16 protein-coding genes are annotated in these 17,592 nt (G+C 67.9%); 10 read left to right on the top strand and 6 right to left on the bottom strand.

The window, feature by feature from the left end:
- The first annotated feature begins 53 nt into the window (after window positions 1-53).
- Entirely contained in the window at window positions 54-794 is a 741-nt protein-coding gene (locus tag OG326_RS22745; RefSeq protein WP_327139123.1) for a hypothetical protein, read from the top strand.
- Window positions 795-804: 10 nt separating this feature from the next.
- Here the strand turns inward: OG326_RS22745 and OG326_RS22740 are convergent, their stop codons facing one another.
- Window positions 805-1,473 carry a lysophospholipid acyltransferase family protein gene (locus OG326_RS22740; RefSeq protein WP_327139122.1) on the bottom strand — a complete coding sequence of 223 codons (669 nt, stop codon included), beginning with the start codon at window positions 1,471-1,473 and terminating at the stop codon, window positions 805-807.
- A 210-nt stretch (window positions 1,474-1,683) separates the two neighbouring features.
- Between OG326_RS22740 and OG326_RS22735 the strand changes: the two genes are divergently transcribed.
- On the top strand, window positions 1,684-2,340 hold the full coding sequence (locus OG326_RS22735; RefSeq protein WP_327139121.1) for a GNAT family N-acetyltransferase: 657 nt from the start codon (window positions 1,684-1,686) through the stop codon (window positions 2,338-2,340).
- A 27-nt stretch (window positions 2,341-2,367) separates the two neighbouring features.
- Here OG326_RS22735 and OG326_RS22730 read toward each other — a convergent pair whose 3' ends face one another.
- Together OG326_RS22730 and OG326_RS22725 are read right to left on the bottom strand one after the other, a co-directional pair.
- A complete protein-coding gene (locus OG326_RS22730; protein ID WP_327139120.1) occupies window positions 2,368-2,922 on the bottom strand; it encodes an isochorismatase family protein in 555 nt (184 codons plus the stop codon).
- Window positions 2,923-3,004: 82 nt separating this feature from the next.
- Window positions 3,005-3,691: a MerR family transcriptional regulator gene (locus OG326_RS22725; RefSeq protein WP_327139119.1), complete on the bottom strand. Its 687-nt coding sequence runs from the start codon at window positions 3,689-3,691 to the stop codon at window positions 3,005-3,007.
- Between the two features lie 101 nt (window positions 3,692-3,792).
- Here OG326_RS22725 and OG326_RS22720 point away from each other — a divergent pair, with 101 nt between their 5' ends.
- Complete coding sequence (locus OG326_RS22720) at window positions 3,793-5,517, top strand: GMC family oxidoreductase (RefSeq protein ID WP_327139118.1); 1,725 nt, start codon at window positions 3,793-3,795, stop codon at window positions 5,515-5,517.
- 95 nt (window positions 5,518-5,612) lie between these two features.
- Here the strand turns inward: OG326_RS22720 and OG326_RS22715 are convergent, their stop codons facing one another.
- Together OG326_RS22715 and OG326_RS22710 are read right to left on the bottom strand one after the other, a co-directional pair.
- Window positions 5,613-7,073: an MDR family MFS transporter gene (locus OG326_RS22715; protein WP_327139117.1), complete on the bottom strand. Its 1,461-nt coding sequence runs from the start codon at window positions 7,071-7,073 to the stop codon at window positions 5,613-5,615.
- 347 nt (window positions 7,074-7,420) lie between these two features.
- A complete protein-coding gene (locus OG326_RS22710) occupies window positions 7,421-7,900 on the bottom strand; it encodes a hypothetical protein (protein WP_327139116.1) in 480 nt (159 codons plus the stop codon).
- A 265-nt stretch (window positions 7,901-8,165) separates the two neighbouring features.
- On the opposite strand from OG326_RS22710, the gene OG326_RS22705 reads away from it, so the two are divergent.
- The 5 genes from OG326_RS22705 to OG326_RS22685 all read left to right on the top strand — a co-directional run bounded on the left by OG326_RS22705 (window position 8,166) and on the right by OG326_RS22685 (window position 14,169).
- Window positions 8,166-8,690, top strand: coding sequence for a DUF2599 domain-containing protein (locus tag OG326_RS22705; RefSeq protein WP_327139115.1), 525 nt, complete (start codon window positions 8,166-8,168; stop codon window positions 8,688-8,690).
- Window positions 8,691-8,767: 77 nt separating this feature from the next.
- A complete protein-coding gene (locus OG326_RS22700) occupies window positions 8,768-10,078 on the top strand; it encodes an aminotransferase class V-fold PLP-dependent enzyme (protein ID WP_327139114.1) in 1,311 nt (436 codons plus the stop codon).
- Entirely contained in the window at window positions 10,075-11,337 is a 1,263-nt protein-coding gene (locus tag OG326_RS22695; protein WP_327139113.1) for a heavy-metal-associated domain-containing protein, read from the top strand. Before OG326_RS22700 ends, OG326_RS22695 begins: the two co-directional genes overlap by 4 nt.
- Window positions 11,334-12,830 carry an alanine racemase gene (locus OG326_RS22690; protein ID WP_327139112.1) on the top strand — a complete coding sequence of 499 codons (1,497 nt, stop codon included), beginning with the start codon at window positions 11,334-11,336 and terminating at the stop codon, window positions 12,828-12,830. Before OG326_RS22695 ends, OG326_RS22690 begins: the two co-directional genes overlap by 4 nt.
- Before the next feature lies 1 nt (window position 12,831).
- Window positions 12,832-14,169: a pyridoxal-phosphate dependent enzyme gene (locus OG326_RS22685; RefSeq protein ID WP_327139111.1), complete on the top strand. Its 1,338-nt coding sequence runs from the start codon at window positions 12,832-12,834 to the stop codon at window positions 14,167-14,169.
- A 1-nt stretch (window position 14,170) separates the two neighbouring features.
- Here the strand turns inward: OG326_RS22685 and OG326_RS22680 are convergent, their stop codons facing one another.
- Window positions 14,171-15,106, bottom strand: a complete 936-nt coding sequence (locus tag OG326_RS22680; protein ID WP_327146558.1) for an NADP-dependent oxidoreductase — start codon at window positions 15,104-15,106, stop codon at window positions 14,171-14,173.
- 100 nt (window positions 15,107-15,206) lie between these two features.
- On the opposite strand from OG326_RS22680, the gene OG326_RS22675 reads away from it, so the two are divergent.
- A complete protein-coding gene (locus tag OG326_RS22675; protein ID WP_327139110.1) occupies window positions 15,207-15,605 on the top strand; it encodes a winged helix-turn-helix transcriptional regulator in 399 nt (132 codons plus the stop codon).
- A 125-nt stretch (window positions 15,606-15,730) separates the two neighbouring features.
- A complete protein-coding gene (locus tag OG326_RS22670; protein WP_327139109.1) occupies window positions 15,731-17,590 on the top strand; it encodes a Na+/H+ antiporter in 1,860 nt (619 codons plus the stop codon).
- Window positions 17,591-17,592 lie beyond the last annotated feature (2 nt).

Genomic DNA, 17,592 nt, shown 5'->3' with positions numbered 1-17,592 from the left:
CTGACCGGCTTCGGAGCGCCGTCGCCGCCGGGCGCGAAAGGGTGGAACGTCGGATGAAACTGCACCGCTGGGCGAGGTACGGAGTGGGAGCGGCGGCGATCCCACTGCTGCTGACCGGATGTGGTCCGAGCGGGTCGAATGTCGCGGCGCCCACCACCGTCAGCTCCTCGGCGAGCGGGGCCACAACGTCCGGGAAGGCCGCGCCCGCTGCGGCGCCTGCCGCCGGTGCGCCGTTGTCCGCGGTGGTGTCCTGGATCCATGCGGGCAGCACCGTCGATATCTCGAAGTTCCACACCGCCACCACGACGGACGGGACGGTCAACGATCTCGGATCCGATGTCGCCTTCGTCAGTCCCACGAAGAAGATCGAGTGCATGACCGACGACCGGGCCGCTTCCTCGTCCACCGGTCTGTCGTGTCTGGTCCAACTCGACAACCCACCGCCGAAGCCGAGTGACAATCATGGGAACTGGGTGGGCGGCTGGGTCGATTACCCCGGCAGCACGGTGGGTGTCGGCAGCCTGCACGGTGATCCGGGCCAGTTCACCTCTGGCACCGGCAATACGCTGGCGTACGGGAGTCGAATCACGTTCGGCGACTACGACTGCCGGATGGACAGCACGGGGTTGCTGTGCGCCGTTCAATCGGCCGGTTCCGGACTGCAGGTGAGTTCCTCGGGCGCGGTGCACTTCGGCTGCCTCAGCAAGACGACAACGCCGGAGTACGGACTCTCCTATGCCTGCGAGGCGTCGAGTACGACGACCACCGAACGCAGCACGCTCCCGCACCCGTAGCGATGCCGGCTCACTCGGTGGTGCGCAGGTCGTCGATGCGCTGCCGCAGGTGATCGAGCAGCTTGTCCGCATCGTCGAAATCGGCGGGGTCGATGGGCGTCCCGAAACGAATGGTCACCCGCTGGCGGCGGTCGAAGGCCGGGCCGTCGCCGCGCACCCGCCGCATCGGCAGCACCCGGTCGGTGCCGGCGGTGCACACGGGAATGATCGGCACGCCCGTCGCCAGCGCCAGTTTCGCCACGCCGGGCTTGTAGGGCTCGCGTTCACCGGCCGGGACCAACCGGCCTTCCGGATAGATGATCAGTACTCCCCCGTACCGCAGAATCTGCTCGGCCTGCGAGAGGGCGGCCTGCCCGGATTCGCTGTCGCGCCGCAGGACCGGAATCTGCCCCAGTCGACGCACCAGCCAGCCGACGACCGGCCACGACCACAGCTCGGCCATCGCGATGGCGACGGCCCGCCGCCGCAGCGCACCCCACAGGAACACCGCATCCAGCATCGAAATGTGATTGCTGGCCACGATCACCGCGCCGTCCTTCGGCACCAGCTCGCGTCCGATGACGGTGACATGCACGAAGTTCGACCATGCCAGCCCGCGCAGCACCCGCCGCACCAGCTTCGTGGTCACCCAGGCGCGCTTTCCCAGACCCTTGGGCCGCGGCGCGGATTCGTCATTCATACAAGACCCCACTCCTCGTCCGGCCCGGAACTACGTCCATCCTGGCACCAGGACACCGGACCCGGCACCCTCCGATGATGGTGGGCCCGGCCGCCGGGGTGTCGATGAGCACGCCGAGCACCAGGGTTTTCGTCAGGAAGTATCCGAATCGTTGTGTGACGCTGCATATTTCGATCTCGTCCCCTGGAAACGCGCACAAGGAATACGCTTTTGAGTACGAGCGTTGCGGTTTCGACAAGGGCCGCACTGCCCGTCAGCGCGTGGGAGTACATCATGGACACCGATCCCCTGACGTCAGCGACTCACCAACTTCATTTCGAGCATTTCGACGCCATGCAGGCCCAGGAGCACCGCGAGGAAGTCGAAGCGATCTTCCGCGGCTCGTACCTCGAAGCGATCCACTCCGGTGTGGCGGTGGAATCACCACAGGCCTTCATGCAGCGGTTCGACGCGTACACCGCCCCGAACCGGCCCACCGGATTCGAACTCGTCATCGCCCGCCGCGGCGAGCAGCCGTGCGGTCAGGCGTGGGGCTGGCCGCTGCAGCGCAATACCGCGTGGTGGGGCGGCCTGATGCTCGACTCGGACGATATCGACGAGTTCATCGTCGAGGACGGTACGCGCACATTCGCCCTGAGCGAGATCATGGTGCACTCCGAACTGGCCGGGCAGGGCATCGCCCAGGCCCTGCACAACGAATTGCTCGACAGCCGCCCCGAGAGCCGCGCGACCCTGCTGGTTCATCCCGGCAACCCCCGCGCCTACGACACGTACCTGCGATGGGGCTGGTACCGCGTCGGCGTCCTGCGCCAAAGCTGGCCCAAGGCACCGCGATTCGATGTGCTGATCCACGATCTACGGAGCTGACGACCGGAACATACGGGTGCGCGATGGTCAGTTCGCGAATTCGATGTCGTCGGTGGCGATGGCCGACGCGGTGCGGCCGGGCGCGATGGTGTGCTGCCAGTAGAGATTGGTGTGGCGAATGACGGCGTCAGGGGACGGCGCGCCCCACGCGGAGAGGTCTTCGGTGGTGTGCGCGTCCGAGACGAGGACGGTGTCGTAGCCGCGGACGAACGCGCCGTGCAGGGTGGACCGGATACAGGCGTCCGATTGCGCGCCGGCCACGAACACGCGACCGATCCCGAGACGCGCGAGGACCGCCTCGAGATCGGTGTCCTCGAAGCTGTCGCCGTAGCGCTTGTCCAGGCGCACTTCATCATCGGCGGGAACAAGTTCCGGGACGATCTGCCACGGTTCGGTCCCGGGCAGACGGTCCTCGCCGATGTCCTGGATCCAGAGAACGGGAATCCGCAGGGAACGTGCCCTGCCGACCAGGCGCCCGATCGCTGCCACCACGGCGTCTCGCTCGTACACGTCGGCGACGACGCTGTTCTGCACATCGACGACGAGGACCGCGGAGTTCGGCCGATTCGCAAGGGATGTCACGAATACCGATGGTAGAGCGAGGCACCGGCGTATCGCCGGTTCGGACGGCGGGCCGTGCGTGGATGGCGGCGCCTCGGCGAGGTCAGCTGTCCTGTTCGCTCGCGAATTCCTTGACCGCACGCTCGATTTCGTCGGCCAGGGTCGCGCCGCCCACCTCCCAGGCCGCGGCGCGATAGCGGTCGCGGAAGCGGGTGAGGTCGGTGCCGATGCCTTCGCCGCCGTAGCTGGTGGCGGCGGCATCGGCGAAGGTGCGGACCATTTCGTCGGCGAGGTCGGCGATGCGGGCGCGAATCAGTTTGCGCAGCGCGCCCGCGAGGGTGACGTCGGTGCCCACGTCGTAGAGGATCAGCGCGCCCTTGAGCATGGGCTGATCGGGAATGCGCCAGCCTTCCCCGCACGGTTCGAGGTATTGCGCGGCACGCAGTTCGTCGAGAATTTCCGCGCGCCGATCGCCCAGCAGTTCCGAGAGTTGCTCATCGGAAACCACGACCGCCGGTTCCGCGGGCATGGGCTGGCTCGGGCCGAAGACCGTGCGCCAGTCGGTGCCGGCCGTTTCGGTCGCGAACACCTCGCGAATGGCGTCCAGTCGCAAGCCCCGTGCCTGCATAGCGCCGATATCGCGGAGCCGGTCGAGATGTTCGTCGGTGTAGACCGCCTCTTTTCCGGCCCGCCCGGCTTTCGGCAACACGTCCAGCGATTGGTAGTAGCGGATGGTGCGCGCCGGCACTCCGCTGAGTTCGGCGAGTTGCGCGCGGCTGTATCGGGGCACCGGGTCAGCATAGAAGACGCGGACAGTAACGTTGACAGTTGCAACTGTCCGCATTACCGTAACCGCCGCCACACGTGTCGACGACGACCAGGGAGTTTGCGATGACCCAACGCGAGACCGATTTCGATGTGCTCATCGTCGGATCCGGATTCGGCGGCAGCGTGACCGCGCTGCGCCTGGTCGAGAAGGGTTATCGCGTCGGGGTCCTCGAGGCCGGTCAGCGCTACGCCGACGACGAGCTGCCCGACACCAGCTGGGACCTGCGCAAATTCCTGTGGGCGCCCAAGCTCGGGTGCTACGGCATCCAGCGCATTCATCCGCTGCGCGATGTGCTCATTCTGGCGGGCGCGGGCGTCGGCGGCGGTTCGCTGAACTACGCCAATACCCTCTATGTGCCGCCGACCCCGTTCTTCGAGGACGCGCAGTGGCGCGAAATCACCGACTGGCGCGATGAGCTCATGCCGTACTACGAGCAGGCACAGAAGATGCTCGGCGTGGTCCGCAATCCGCATATGACGCCCGCCGACGAGGTGTTCAAGCAGGTCGCCCAGGATATGGGCGTCGGGGACACCTTCGTGCAGACCCCCGTCGGGGTGTTCTTCGGCGAACCCGGCAAGAAGGTCGCCGACCCGTACTTCGGCGGCGCGGGGCCCGAGCGCACCGGCTGCATCGAATGCGGCGAGTGCATGACCGGCTGCCGCCACAATGCCAAGAACACCCTCGTCAAGAACTACCTATACCTAGCGGAAACGGCCGGGGCGCAGGTCATTCCGATGACCACCGTCACCACCGTGCGGCCGCTGCCGGACGGTACCTGGGATGTGGAGACCGAGCGCACCGGCGCCTGGGTGCGCAAGCAGCCCAAGACCTACACCGCCGCGCACGTGGTGCTCGCCGCCGGCACCCGGGGCACCCAGAAGCTGCTGTTCGCCAATCGCGACAAGGGCACGCTGCCACAGCTTTCCGCGCGCCTGGGCGTGCTGACCCGCACCAATTCCGAATCGATCGTCGGCGCGGCGACCCGGAAGGTGAACCCGGACATCGATTTCACCCGCGGCGTCGCCATCACCTCCTCGATCCACCCCACGCCCGACACCCATATCGAACCGGTGCGCTACGGCAGGGGCTCCAATGCGATGGGTCTGCTGCAGACCCTCATGGTCGACGGTGGCGGCCGCATTCCGCGCTGGCTGCGCTTCCTGCTGACGGTGCTGCGGCACCCGCTGACCCTGCTGCAGTTCATGTCGGTGAAGAACTGGAGCGAGCGCACCATCATCGCGCTGGTCATGCAGAATCTCGACAATTCCATCACCACCTACACCAAGCGCGGACTCTTCGGCCGCTCGCTGACCTCCAAACAGGGCCACGGCGAACCGAATCCGACCTGGATCCCCGCGGGCAACGAGGTCACCCGCGCGGTGGCCGACAAGATCGGCGGTGTGGCCGGCGGCTCCTGGGGTGAGGTGTTCAATATCCCGCTGACCGCGCACTTCCTCGGCGGTGCGGTGATCGGCGCGGACCGCGACAGCGGTGTCATCGACCCGTACCACCGCGTGTACGGCTACCCGACGCTCTCGGTGGTCGACGGGGCGGCGGTCTCGGCCAATCTCGGGGTGAACCCGTCGCTGACGATCACCGCGCAGGCCGAGCGCGCGGCGGCCATGTGGCCCAACAAGGGTGAGATCGACACCCGGCCCGAGCCGGGCAGCGCCTATGAGCGCATCGCACCGGTGGCCCCCAATCAGCCTGTGGTCCCGGCCGGGGCACCGGCGGCCCTGATGCTGCCGATCGTCGAGATCCGCAGCGGCAAGATCGAATCCGCCTGATCGCGAGATCCCCCCGGGGTCGACGTCCACCAAAGAGATTGCCCGCCCTGCCAATCGGCAGGGCGGGCACTTTTCTCAGGGACGAGACGCTCTGATCAGCTCAGCGCGGGCTCGGTGGCCGCGTGCTCGTCGGTGTGCGCCGAGGCGGCAGCACGACTCGGGAGCAGGATCGCCATGACGATGACCACCAGCGCCAGCACCGCGGAGACCGCGAAGGCCAGGCGCATACCGTCCAGGTGCGCGGAGATCGGATCGTGGCCGCTGTTCACCAGCGAGGTGGCGCGGGTTGTCATCACGGTGATCACCAGTGCGGTGCCGAAGGCCGCGGAGACCTGCTGCAGGGTGCCGAGCATCGAGCTGCCGTGCGAGTACAGGTGCGGCGGCAGCGCGCCCAGGCCCAGGGTGAAGACCGGGGTGAAGGTCGCCGCGAGCGAGACCATCAGCAGGATGTGCAGGGCCAGCAGCTGCCAGTACGGCATGTGCAGCGAGATCTGGGTGAAGCCGGCCAGCGCCGCGGTAATGCCGATCGAGCCGGGAATCACCAGCCAGCGGCCGCCGAAGCGGTCGAAGAGCTTGCCGATGGTGGGGCCGAGCAGACCCATGGCCAGACCGCCGGGCATGACCAGCAGACCGGTTTCCAGGGCGCTGAGCCCGCGCAGGTTCTGCAGGTACAGCGGCAGCAGCATCATCGATCCGAGCATGGCCAGGAATGCGACCGCCATGAGGACCAGCGCCTTGGTGTAGGTGCCGATCAGCAGCACTCGCAGGTCCAGCAGCGGACTGCCGGTGCGCTGCAGGCGAATCTGACGCGCCGCGAACACCGCGATCAGGACGGCGCCGGCGGCGACGATCCCGATGGCCTCGGCGTCGTTGCCGCCGCCGATCTTGCTCAGCCCGTAGACCAGACCACCGAATCCGAGCGCCGCGAATCCGACGCTGTAGCCGTCGATCGCACCGGACTGCGGTTCGCCGACATTCTCCAGATGCCGCAGGCCGAACCAGGTGACACCGGCAGCGATCGGCAGCACCAGCACGAACAGCCAACGCCAGGAACCGATCTGCAGCACCAGGCCGGAGATGACCGGGCCCATGGCCGGGGCGACCGAGATGGCCAGGGTGACATTGCCCATCACCCGGCCGCGATCCTGCTCGGGAACCACCGTCATGAGCGTGGTCATCAGCAGCGGCATCATGACCGCGGTGCCGCAGGCCTGGATGACGCGACCGAGCAGCAGCACCGAGAAGGTCGGCGCGACCGAGGAGAGCGCGGTGCCGACCAGGAAGATGCCCATGGCCAGGGAGTAGGCCCGCCGCGTGGTGACCCGCTGCAGGAACCAGCCGGTGGTCGGAATGACCGCGGCCATGGTGAGCATGAAGGCGGTGGAGACCCACTGCGCCGAGCGCTCGCCGACGTGCAGATCGGTCATGAGGCGCGGGATCGCGTTGATCATGATGGTTTCGTTGAGAATCACCACGAAGGTCGCGAGCACCAGCACCCGGATCACGGTGGGGGTCCTGCCTCCCGCCGTGGACTGAGTGGATACTTCGGCGTGCATCGGATACCTCCGGGCGTTCGTGAGCGTAGGACGTGTGGCCCGATGCCGCGTCACCCAATCCCGCGTCCCGGCGCCACACCAGATCAGACGGGACCGGCTCGCACAACTCATCGGTCGGGCGTCAGTATCCCCGGACGCACCGACCGATTTCAGACATTTTTCCGGCCGACAGCCTGCTCGGCGCGGGTGAAATTGGCTGTTAACCAGCACTTTTCACCGACCGCACAAGTTAAAAGTGAGGCTGGTCACTCACAGTTTGCCGACGCGGGAATCCACCCCTCGCACCGCTACCCGGCGGTGCGCAACCGCCGCACTGCGATCGGCGCCCGACCGCGCACGATCAACAGTCAGCGGGCGTGAATGTGCGCGAACCCCATCGGGGAGGTCGGCGGCGGCACCGCACCCACGGGGGCCCGGAATTCCTGCAGCGCGGGAAGCACATCCACATGCCGCGCGGCATAGCAGCGCACCTGCGGCAGCGCATGCGCGACCTCGCTGCGCTCGAGCGGTTCGGCGTCGATATACCCGACCTGGTCCAGGCTCACGCCCAGGGTCTCGGCAATGCGGGTGATGGCCGCCGATTTGCGGCCCCAGCCGACCTCGATGACGGCGAAGCGATCGTGCAGCCCGTGTTTACGCAACTGCTCGACCGTCCACGCGAATTCACCACGACTGGCGACCGCGTGCATGACGCCGCGTTCACGCAGAATGCGCAGCGCACGCACCGCCTCGGCGCGCAGTGCGCCGTCGGTCGAATCGCAGACCACTCCGTCCCACAGGGAGTTGTCCACCTCCCAGACAAGACATTTCACTGTCGGTGTGTTCATCCTGCCCCTACAGTCGTCCAGCCCGCACCCGCCCACTCGATCACAACAGTGGGTGCGACAACCACTTCCGGTCCCACGGTGTGGGCGGCCCCCACTTCCGAGAACCGCCCGCGCGTGACATCGTAGGGTCCGTCTGGGCCAATACACCAGCGCTGGCAAATGCGAGACGGTTACGTTTCAGTGCCGGTGATGTATCCATGATCGCGCAGTGATCACCGGTGACCGGGCCCGATGCGAGAACGAGAAACGGAAAGGGACGAGGCCCATGCGGCAGCGCTGGAAACTATCAGGTGGCCTGCTCGCGCTCACGGTAGTGCTGGGCGGTTGCGGCGCCGCCGAGGAATCCTCCCCTGTCATCGTCGGTTCGCTGAGCACCACCTCGACCCATCCGGCCGCCGCCGCGGCCCCGGCGCCCACGACGGCCACCGGCCATCCCATCGCCGTCTCCGCCGCCCAGATCCCCGCGGTCGACGCCTACGCCGATCAGGCGCTCATCGACCGCACCGAATGGACCGACGCGCAGGACGGGCGTCGGCTGCTGGTCTATCCCACCGATGCCGGTCGCCAGGACACCTTCCCCACCGCCGGTGAACGCGCCTGGCAGGAGGTTCTCGTCGACGCCCCGGATGCCGACTCGCCGGGTATGCGGGATCAGTTCATGTGCCACTGGGATTTCGCGCGCATTGTCGCGCCCAATAAACCGAGCTGGAATCTGGAGCCGTGGCGTCCCGCGGTCGGCTATCAGGAGACCGTGAACGCGCTGTGCAATCCGGGTGGCCCCGAACGCTGAGGGTTGCCTGCCCGCGGTGACGGGACGGCGGTCGCGAAAGGGCTTGGCGGCGAGAACCTTCGAGCCGCTGGGAAAATGTGCGTATCGTTGGTGGCGTCCAGCGCGTACTCCTCGGAGGGAGCGGCACGGTGCGGTCCTGTGCGCCTGCGTCCACCGCCGGGCCGGTTCCCGCCCCGGAAGCGGTGTCCGCGCGCATGTTCCCGGCCCTGCGCGAAAGTGCTGAGACATACCTCGATTCGGCGTCCACTACGCAGAAACCGCAGGCGGTGATCGCGGCGGTGCAGGGGTACCTCAGCGCGCGGACCGCCAATGCCGGGCGCGGCGGGTACGCGTGGGCGACCACGCTCACCCGCGAGATCGAGCAGGTGCGCGGGCGCATGGCCGGCTTCATCGGCGCCGAGCCCGACGAGGTGGTGTTCACGGGCGGGGCAACCGCCGGACTCAATGCGGTCGCCCTGTCGTGGGGGCTGGCGAATCTGCGCGAGGGCGACGAAATCCTGTACAGCCCACGAGATCACGCCTCGAATGTGTATCCGTGGGTGCAGCTGCGGCAGATACTCGCCGGGTTCGGGCGCACGATCCGGTTGGTGCCGTACCGGGTCAGCGCGCTCGGTGAGGCCGATATCGAGGACATCGCCGCGAAGATCGGGCCGCGCACCCGGCTCATCACCGTCGGGCATCTGCATCATGTGTTCGGCGCGCTGAGCACGCTGGAGGAATTGCGCGGGCGCATCGACCCGGCGATCGCGCTGTGTTTCGACTGCAGTCAGAGCGGCGGGCACCTTCCGGTGCGGGTGGGCGAACTCGACGCCGATTTCGCGGTGTTCGCCGCCCACAAGATGTTCGGATCGCCCGGCACCGGGGTGCTGTACTGCCGCCGCCGCCGGCACGCGGAGCTCTCACCGTTCCTGCCCGGCGGCAATTCCGGTGTGTCCCTCGATGATCGCGGCCTGCACGCCGGGCCGATGCCCCAGCTGCTCGAGGGCGGCACCCCCAATATTCCGGGCATCCTCGCCCTGGGCGCGGCACTCGAGGTGCTCGGCGAGATCGGTCTCGATACCGTCCACACCCACAATCGTGCTCTGACCCAGCGCCTCATCGCCGGGTTGCGGCCGGTGCCGGGACTGGATTTCCTGCCCGGTCCCGCATACGCCCCCTGTGAAACCGGTTACGGCATAGTCTCTTTCACACTGCACGGTATCGGCGCGAACGACTTGGGGTTCGTGCTCGGCGAGCTCGGCTTCCTGGTGCGCACCGGCGCGCACTGTGTGCCCGGTGAGTCCGAGGACGAGGATTCGGTGCGGGTGAGCACCCACATCTACAACACCTTCGACGAGATCGACCGCTTCACCGACTGTGTAGCCACGATTGCCGAGGAGGTCGGATGACCACGAATGGCCACGAACCCCGCTACGACCGGCGCGCTGCCTCCCGGGTGCTGGCCGTGCTGGCCCGGCCCGGATTGTTCGCCGGGGTCGCGGCGGCGCAGGCGCGGCGGATCGAATACACCTGTGCGCCACTGCGTCCGGAGCCGGGATCGCATCTGACCCTGTCGCAGCGGCTGTATCTGGAGCGGTTCATGCGCCCGTGCCGGGCCGACCAGGTCACCAGCGCCACCCATCGCATCGCCTGGACCGACAGCGACGGGATTCCCAATACCGGGCATTTCCATTCCGGCGGGCTGGGGCCGATCGTGCCGATCGCCATGCGCGAGGCGGTGCTGACGCTCTGGCACGCACTCGGCGCCGATACCGGGCTGGCGCACCGTATTTCGGGATTGAGCGAGCGGGATCGCGATGTGCTCGAGGGCACGACCACCGATCACGAACCCCTCGATATCTTCCGGGTCGGGATCGAGGCGGCCGGGCGGGCGCTGGCACAGCACGCACTGCTGGCGCGCTGGACGCCGTATCGCACCCCTGCCGAATTCGCGGCCGGTATGCGCGATTCCGGGATCTACGGGGCGGTGGCCACCCGGTGGTACTGGGAGCTGCAGGCCTCGAGCTATCGGCGCGGCATGATCGCGGTCACCCTGAGCACCCAGCCCGACGGCACCGTGCGCTACTCCGCCGATACCGTCGCCATCCTGCGTTCGATGAAGGACTCCACCATCGAGGACGCGCACCGGATCATGCGGCGCGCCACCGTCTCCGAAGGCCTGAGCATCCCCGACGCCATCGCCAAATACCACGATGAGCTCGATCTGATCTCCCGCCAGTACGCGCTGCTCCCGCCGGGCACCCGCCCGGCCTGCCTGGCCGCCATGCCGCATCAGCTCGACGGCGCGCACTACAGCATTCTGCCGGTGGTGCTGGACCGCTTCACCGAGGTGTTCACCGCGATCGCCGAACGCCTGACCCTCGCCGAGACGCCCGCCGACACCGGTTCGGACAGCGGCGAACTCACCGCCGAGGACCAGGTGTTCTACGTCCCCGATATGAACTGCAAACACTGCGTGCGCACCATTACCGGGGTGCTGGAATCGATGGATATCGCCGTGCACGATATCGACCTGATCAGCAAACGCGTCGCCGCCGAGTTCCGCAGCCCGCGCAATCGCCATCGCGCTTTCGAAGCGCTGCGCGACGGCGGCTACAACCCGACCACCGATGTGCCCGCCCCGGCGACCTCGGAAACCGCGGTATGACGGCTTGGGCTCCGCCGCGGCTGCCGGCGAAGATTCCTCCGCTGGTGCGCGCCTTCCTGCAGGCGCCCGGCGCGGCCGAGGAGGCGCTCATCCGGTTCGGGTCGCCCGCGCATCTGGTGTTCCCGCAGGTGTTCGCGGACAATCTGGCGCGATTGCGGGCGGTGCTGGAGCAGGGGTTGCCGGGGTATCGGATCTGCTACGCGCACAAGGTGAATCAGTCGCGGGCATTCGTGCGGACCGCCGAGCACGCGGGGGTCGGCATCGATGTGGCCTCGGAGGCGGAGCTGGCCAGTGCGGTGGGGGCCGGATTCGGGTCCGGGCGTATCGAGGTGACCGGGCCCAAGGGGGAAGAGTTTCTGCGCGAGCTCGTCGCCACCGGGGTGACGATCAATGTCGACAACCTCTGGGAGCTGCATCGGGTGGCCGAGCTCGCGGGCCTGCATGCCGATGTGCCGGTGCTGGTGCGGCTCTCGGGTTTCGCGGGGACGCCGGTGAGCCGGTTCGGGGTGCCGCTGGGGCAGGCGGAGGAGGCGCTGCGGGCGCTGGCGGCGCATCGCGGGCGGATCGATTTCCGCGGCTTCGCCTTTCATATCGACTCCGGGGAACCCGGTGAGCGGTTGCGCGCGGTCGAGGCCTGCCTGGAGCTGACCGAACGCGCCTACGCGCACGGACTTTCCCCGGCGGTGCTCGATATCGGCGGCGGATTCCGGCAGGTGTTCACTGAGGACGCCGATGCGTTCGACGCGTATGTGCACGCGCTGCGCGAATCCCTGCTCGGGCACGGGGAACCGATGGCGTGGGGCGGCAATACGTTCGGATTCCATCTCGAGGACGGCGCGGTGCACGGCACCCCGGTATTTCACAAATATGCCAATACCGTGCCCGCCGATCGCATGCTCGCCGATCTGCTCGCCGCCGAATTGGACGGGCACGGCGGGCGCAGTTTCGCGCAGATCGCGGCCGAGAATCTGCTCGAGGTGTGGCTGGAGCCGGGGAAGGCGCTGGTCGACCACGCCGGAATCACGCTGGCCCGGGTGGAATTCGTGAAGGAGACCGCCGACGGCAGCGTGCTGGTCAATGTGGATATCAGCCGCGATACCGTCACCCCGGCCGATCAGGAGGTGATGGTGGATCCGCTGCTGCTGCCCGAGGTGGCGCCCGCGCAGGGCGATTCCGATCCGGTCGGGGTGTTCGTGGCGGGGCGGCTGTGCCTGGAGCGCGATCTGGTGACCAATCACAAGGTGTGGTTTCCGCGGCGGCCGCGGCCCGGTGATCTGATGGTGTTTCCGAATACCGCTGCCTACCATATGGATTTGTCGGCAGCGCGCGCCTCGATGCATCCGCTGCCACCCAAACTTGCGGTGGTGCACCGGTCCAGCGATTTCTCCGAGCAGGGAAAGTACGAGATCTGCCGGGACGAGGACTACGAACCCGAGCTGATCACCGGTGGGCCGTCGCGGTCCGCGGGTCCGCAATGGCACGGGGTGCAGTGAGATGCGCTACGACCACATCACCGAACTCATCGGCAATACTCCCCTGCTGCGGCTGGATCCGGCCGTGCACGGACTGCGCAATATCGAGCTGTACGCGAAATTGGAGTTCTACAACCCCTTCGGCTCGGTCAAGGATCGGGTGGCGTGGGGCATGATCCGCGACGACCTGGACGACATCGTCGCGCGCGGGCAGACGCTCATCGAGGCCTCCAGCGGCAATACCGCCAAGGCGCTGCGCATTCTGGGCGCCATGCACGGAGTCGGGCTGCGCGCGGTCACCAATCGGATCAAGGTGACCGAGGTGCGGGAATTGCTGCAGCTGTTCGGCACCGAGATCGAAGAGCTGCCGGGACTGTCGGAATGCCCCGATCCGACCGCGCCCAATGATGTGTACTCGGTGATCGACGCGACCATGGCGAAAGCACCTGGTGCATGGGTGCATCCGTCGCAATACACCAGCGAGAAGAATATCGAGGCGCACTACGAGGGCACCGGGCGCGAGATCCATGAGGATCTGGCCCGCGACGGCATCACCCGCGTCGACTATCTCGCCGGCGGGCTCGGCACCACCGGTTCCACGCGCGGTGCGGCGACGTTCCTGCGCAAGCACAATCCGGAATTGCGCACCCTGGCGGTGGTTTCCGAGCGCACCGACTTCATTCCGGGCATTCGCTCGGAGACCGAGCTGTGGGATGTGGGACTGTTCCAGCCCGATTTCTACGATCGCATCATTGCCGTCGAGGCCGGGCGTGCGGTCGATGCCACCGTGGAGCTGGCCACCCGGTACGGGGTGCTGGCCGGGCCGACCAGCGGGGCCACGTACGCGGCGGCGCTGGAACATCTGAGCGCACTGGATCATTCGGCGCTCGAGGCGGATCGGCCGCTGGTCGCGGTCTTCATCGTGTGCGATCGCATCGAGCCGTATCTGTCCTATATCCGCAAGCGCCGCCCCGAATTGTTCGGCCGCAGCGCCCGCCCCGCCCCGCCCTCGGCCGCGGAACTGGCTGCCACCCCGGCACTGTCGCCGCAGCAGGTGCAGGAGCTCGATCGCACTGCCCGCCCCACCATTGTCGATACGCGCGGGGCCATGGCGTATCGCATCGCGCATGTTCCCGGTGCGATCAATATTCGAGACGATCAACTCGACGATATGCTCGCGCACGGCATCCCGTTCTCCCGCTCCCGGCCGATCGTGTTCGTCTGCCCGGTCGGCGAGGTGTCGCTGCGCTTCGCGGCGCTGGCGCGGCGCGCGGGTTATGACGCGTCGAGTCTGGCGGGCGGTATCGCCGCATGGCGTGACAGCGGCACACCGATGGAATCCGCGCCCCGGACAGGGTGATTCACGGGATCAGGACCACGCGCCCGCGCAGGCCGCCCTTCGCCAGCAGTTGGTGTGCGCGTACGGCTTCGGTGAGAGGGAGTGTTTCGGCGATTCGGGTGCTCAGCTGTCCCTGGCTCGCCGCTCGCACGAGTTCGGACAGGGCAGCCCCATCGGCGGCGATCCACTGGTTCATGACGGTGATGCCCCGCAGGGGAATCGGCTGCGCGCCGCCGACGACCGCCACGAACCGGCCCCGGGTGCGCACCGCACCCAGCGCCGAGATGCCGAGGGCCGCCGCATCGAGTGCGCCGTCGACTCCGCCGGGGACGTGCCTGCGGACGGATTCGGCGAGGTCGGCCTCGCGCGGCACGAACCAGTGCGCCCCCAGGTCTCGGACCGGCTGTTCATCGCCCGCACCGGCGACCGCGACCACTCGCAGGCCACGCCGTGCGGCCGACTGCACCGCGTAGCCGCCGACGGCCCCGGCCGCTCCGGTCACCAGAATCGTTGCGCCGGTGGGCAGATCGAGCAGGTCCAGGGACTGCACGGCGGTGAGTCCGCTCAGCGGCAGGGTGGCCGCCGCGAGGCTGGACAGTCCGGGCGGCAGCGCCGCGATCGCGGTCGCCTCCAGGACGAGGTAGTCCGCGTAGGCGCCGAGTGACAGGTCGAGCCGGTCGCGCAGTCCGGCAACTCGCTGTCCGGCAACAACATCGGTGACGCCGGGGCCGAGCGCATCGACGGCGCCCGCGACGTCCCAGCCGATGCCGGTCGTCGCGCGCGCGGCCATCAGCCCTGCTTCCACCAGCGCACCCGACCGGGTCACCGCATCGACCGGGTTGACCGCGGCCGCCTCGACTCGCACCCGGACCTGCCCCGGACCCGGTTCCGGCACCGGGCATTCCACCATTTCCAGCGCGTGGGGCCCGCCGTAGGAACGAACGACGATTGCTCGCATGGTCACCTCACAGATCGAATGAATACCGCAACCGTAGGGAGCGCTACTCTCTATTGGGTAGTAGGCACCTAGAGGTGCGTACCGCACTGATCGGAGAGTGATGGCAACGCAGACCGTGGCACAGCAGCGCGCCGAGGCGCGCCGGCACTACGACGCGTACGTCGCCGAGTGTCCCACCCGTCAACTGCTCGACCGCATCGCCAACAAATGGGTCAGTCTGCTGATCAATGCCCTCGCCGACGGCCCGCAGCGCTATGGCGACCTGTCCCGGCGGGTGGCGGGCATCAGCCAGAAGATGCTCACCCAGACCTTGCGCGTGATGGAACGCGACGGACTGGTCGAGCGCACGATCACCGCGGCGGTGCCGGTGCGGGTCGACTACGAGCTGACCGAGCTGGGGGCGAGCCTGCTGCCGGTCATGCGCATCATCAAGGGCTGGGCGGAAACTCATATGGATCAGGTGCTGACCGCCCGCGCGGAGTACGACACGGAACGCTGATCCCCGAATCCGCCAGGTCAGGGGCGTCGTCGCCGGGATATCGGGAGTGCGGTCGCCGGTCTGCGGTCGCCCCGATCGGCGCGGCCGATGCGCGATTCGGACACTCGTCCTGGCACGATGATCTCGTGAACCTGGCGTTCGGGCTTGTCCTACTGGTGGCGGCAGCTGTCGCATTGGCGGCACTGGCGCGCCGGTTCGAGGTGGGTGAGCCGTTTGTGCTCACCATCGCGGGCGTGATCGCCTCCTATCTGCCGTTCGTGCCGGAATTCGATATCGATCCCGAACTGGTGCTGCTGGGGCTGCTGCCACCGCTGCTCTACACCACCGCCATTCGCACCTCGCTGATCGACTTCAGGCCCAAGAAGGTGTCCATCGCCCTGCTGTCGGTGGGGTTGGTGCTGTTCACGACCTTCGCGGTGGCCGGTGTGGTGTATTGGCTGCTGCCGGTGCCGTTCTCGGCGGCGGTGGCCATCGGCGCGGTCGTGGCCCCGCCGGATGCGGTCGCCGCGACCGCGGTGGCGCGCCGGGTCGGTATGCCGCGGCGCATCGTGACGCTGCTCGAGGGCGAATCGCTGTTTAACGACGCGACCGCGCTGGTCACCCTGCGCACCGCGATCGCGGCCATGGCCGGCACCTTCACGGTGTGGGAGGCGGGCGCCGATTTCCTCGGCGCGGCCGGCGGCGGTGCGCTGATCGGTGTGATGGCCGCGATGGTGCTGGCCTTCCTGCGCCGCCGCATCACCGATCCCGTTCTGGATACCAGTGTTTCGCTGCTGGCCCCGTGGAGTGTGTATCTGCCCGCCGAGGCGCTGCACGCCTCCGGGGTGATCGCGGTGGTCACCTGCGGGCTGATCCTCGGCTGGGGCGCACCGCGCTGGCAGAGCGCGGCCTCCCGCATTGCCGAGCACACCAATTGGCGCACCATCCAGTTCCTGCTCGAGAGCGCGGTGTTCCTGCTCATCGGCCTGGAGATGCGCCATATCTTCGAGGACGCCTGGAACAGCGATCTACCGCATACGACGCTGCTGCTGACCTGTGCGGCGGTGCTGGTCACCGTCATCGTCTCGCGCCCGCTGTGGGTGTTCCCCTCCACCTATCTGGCCTGGCAGATCGAGGGCCGCCGCCAGGGCAAACCCAAACCGCAGTGGACCGGGCCGACCGTGGTGTCCTGGGCGGGCATGCGCGGGGTGGTGACGCTGGCGGCGGCGCTGCTGTTGCCCTCCGGCACACCGGAACTGGCGACGCTGCGATTGCTCGCCGTCGTGGTGGTGGCCGGAACGCTGATGCAGGGCATCACGCTGCCGTGGCTGGTGCGGCTGCTGCGCCTGCGCGGACCCAGCCACGCCGAGGACCTGCTGCAGGAGGCGAACCTGTTGCAGCAGGCCACATCCGCGGGGCTGGCCGCACTCGAGGCCGGCATCAGCGAGGACACCCCGCCGGAGATCGTCGATTCACTGCGCCACCGCGTGAGCCAGCGCGCGCAGTCCTCGTGGGAACTGCTGGGCCGCTCCGAATCCCAGCGTGTCACCCCCAGCGGCGAATACCGGCGGCTGCGCCTGGTCATGCTGGCCGCCGAACGCGAAACCGTACTGCGCGTCCGCAATTCGGGCACCCTGGATCAAGAGGTGCTGCAGCAGGTGATGGCCACCCTCGACCTCGAGGAATCGGTCATCGACCGCGTCGAGGAAGCCACCGATTCCGGCGACCCCCTCGCCGCCCCGATCGAAGGTGGCTGCGAACACCTGCGCGACGCCCCCTGCGTGCGCGTCCCCGACCACCCCGACGCCTGCTCCGAATGCCTGGACGAGGGCCTGGTCTGGGTCCACCTGCGCATGTGCCTGGGCTGCGGCCACATCGCCTGCTGCGACTCCTCCCCCGGCAACCACGCCACCAAGCATTTCAACAACACCGGCCACCCCGTCATGCGCAGCGTCGAACCCGGCGAATCCTGGCGCTGGTGCTACCTCGACGAACTCCTGGGCTGAGG

The organism is Nocardia sp. NBC_01327, assembly GCF_035958815.1.
Lineage (GTDB): Bacteria > Actinomycetota > Actinomycetes > Mycobacteriales > Mycobacteriaceae > Nocardia.
The sequence above is the reverse complement of the archived record's forward strand: the minus strand, read 5'-3'. Positions and strand labels throughout refer to the sequence as shown.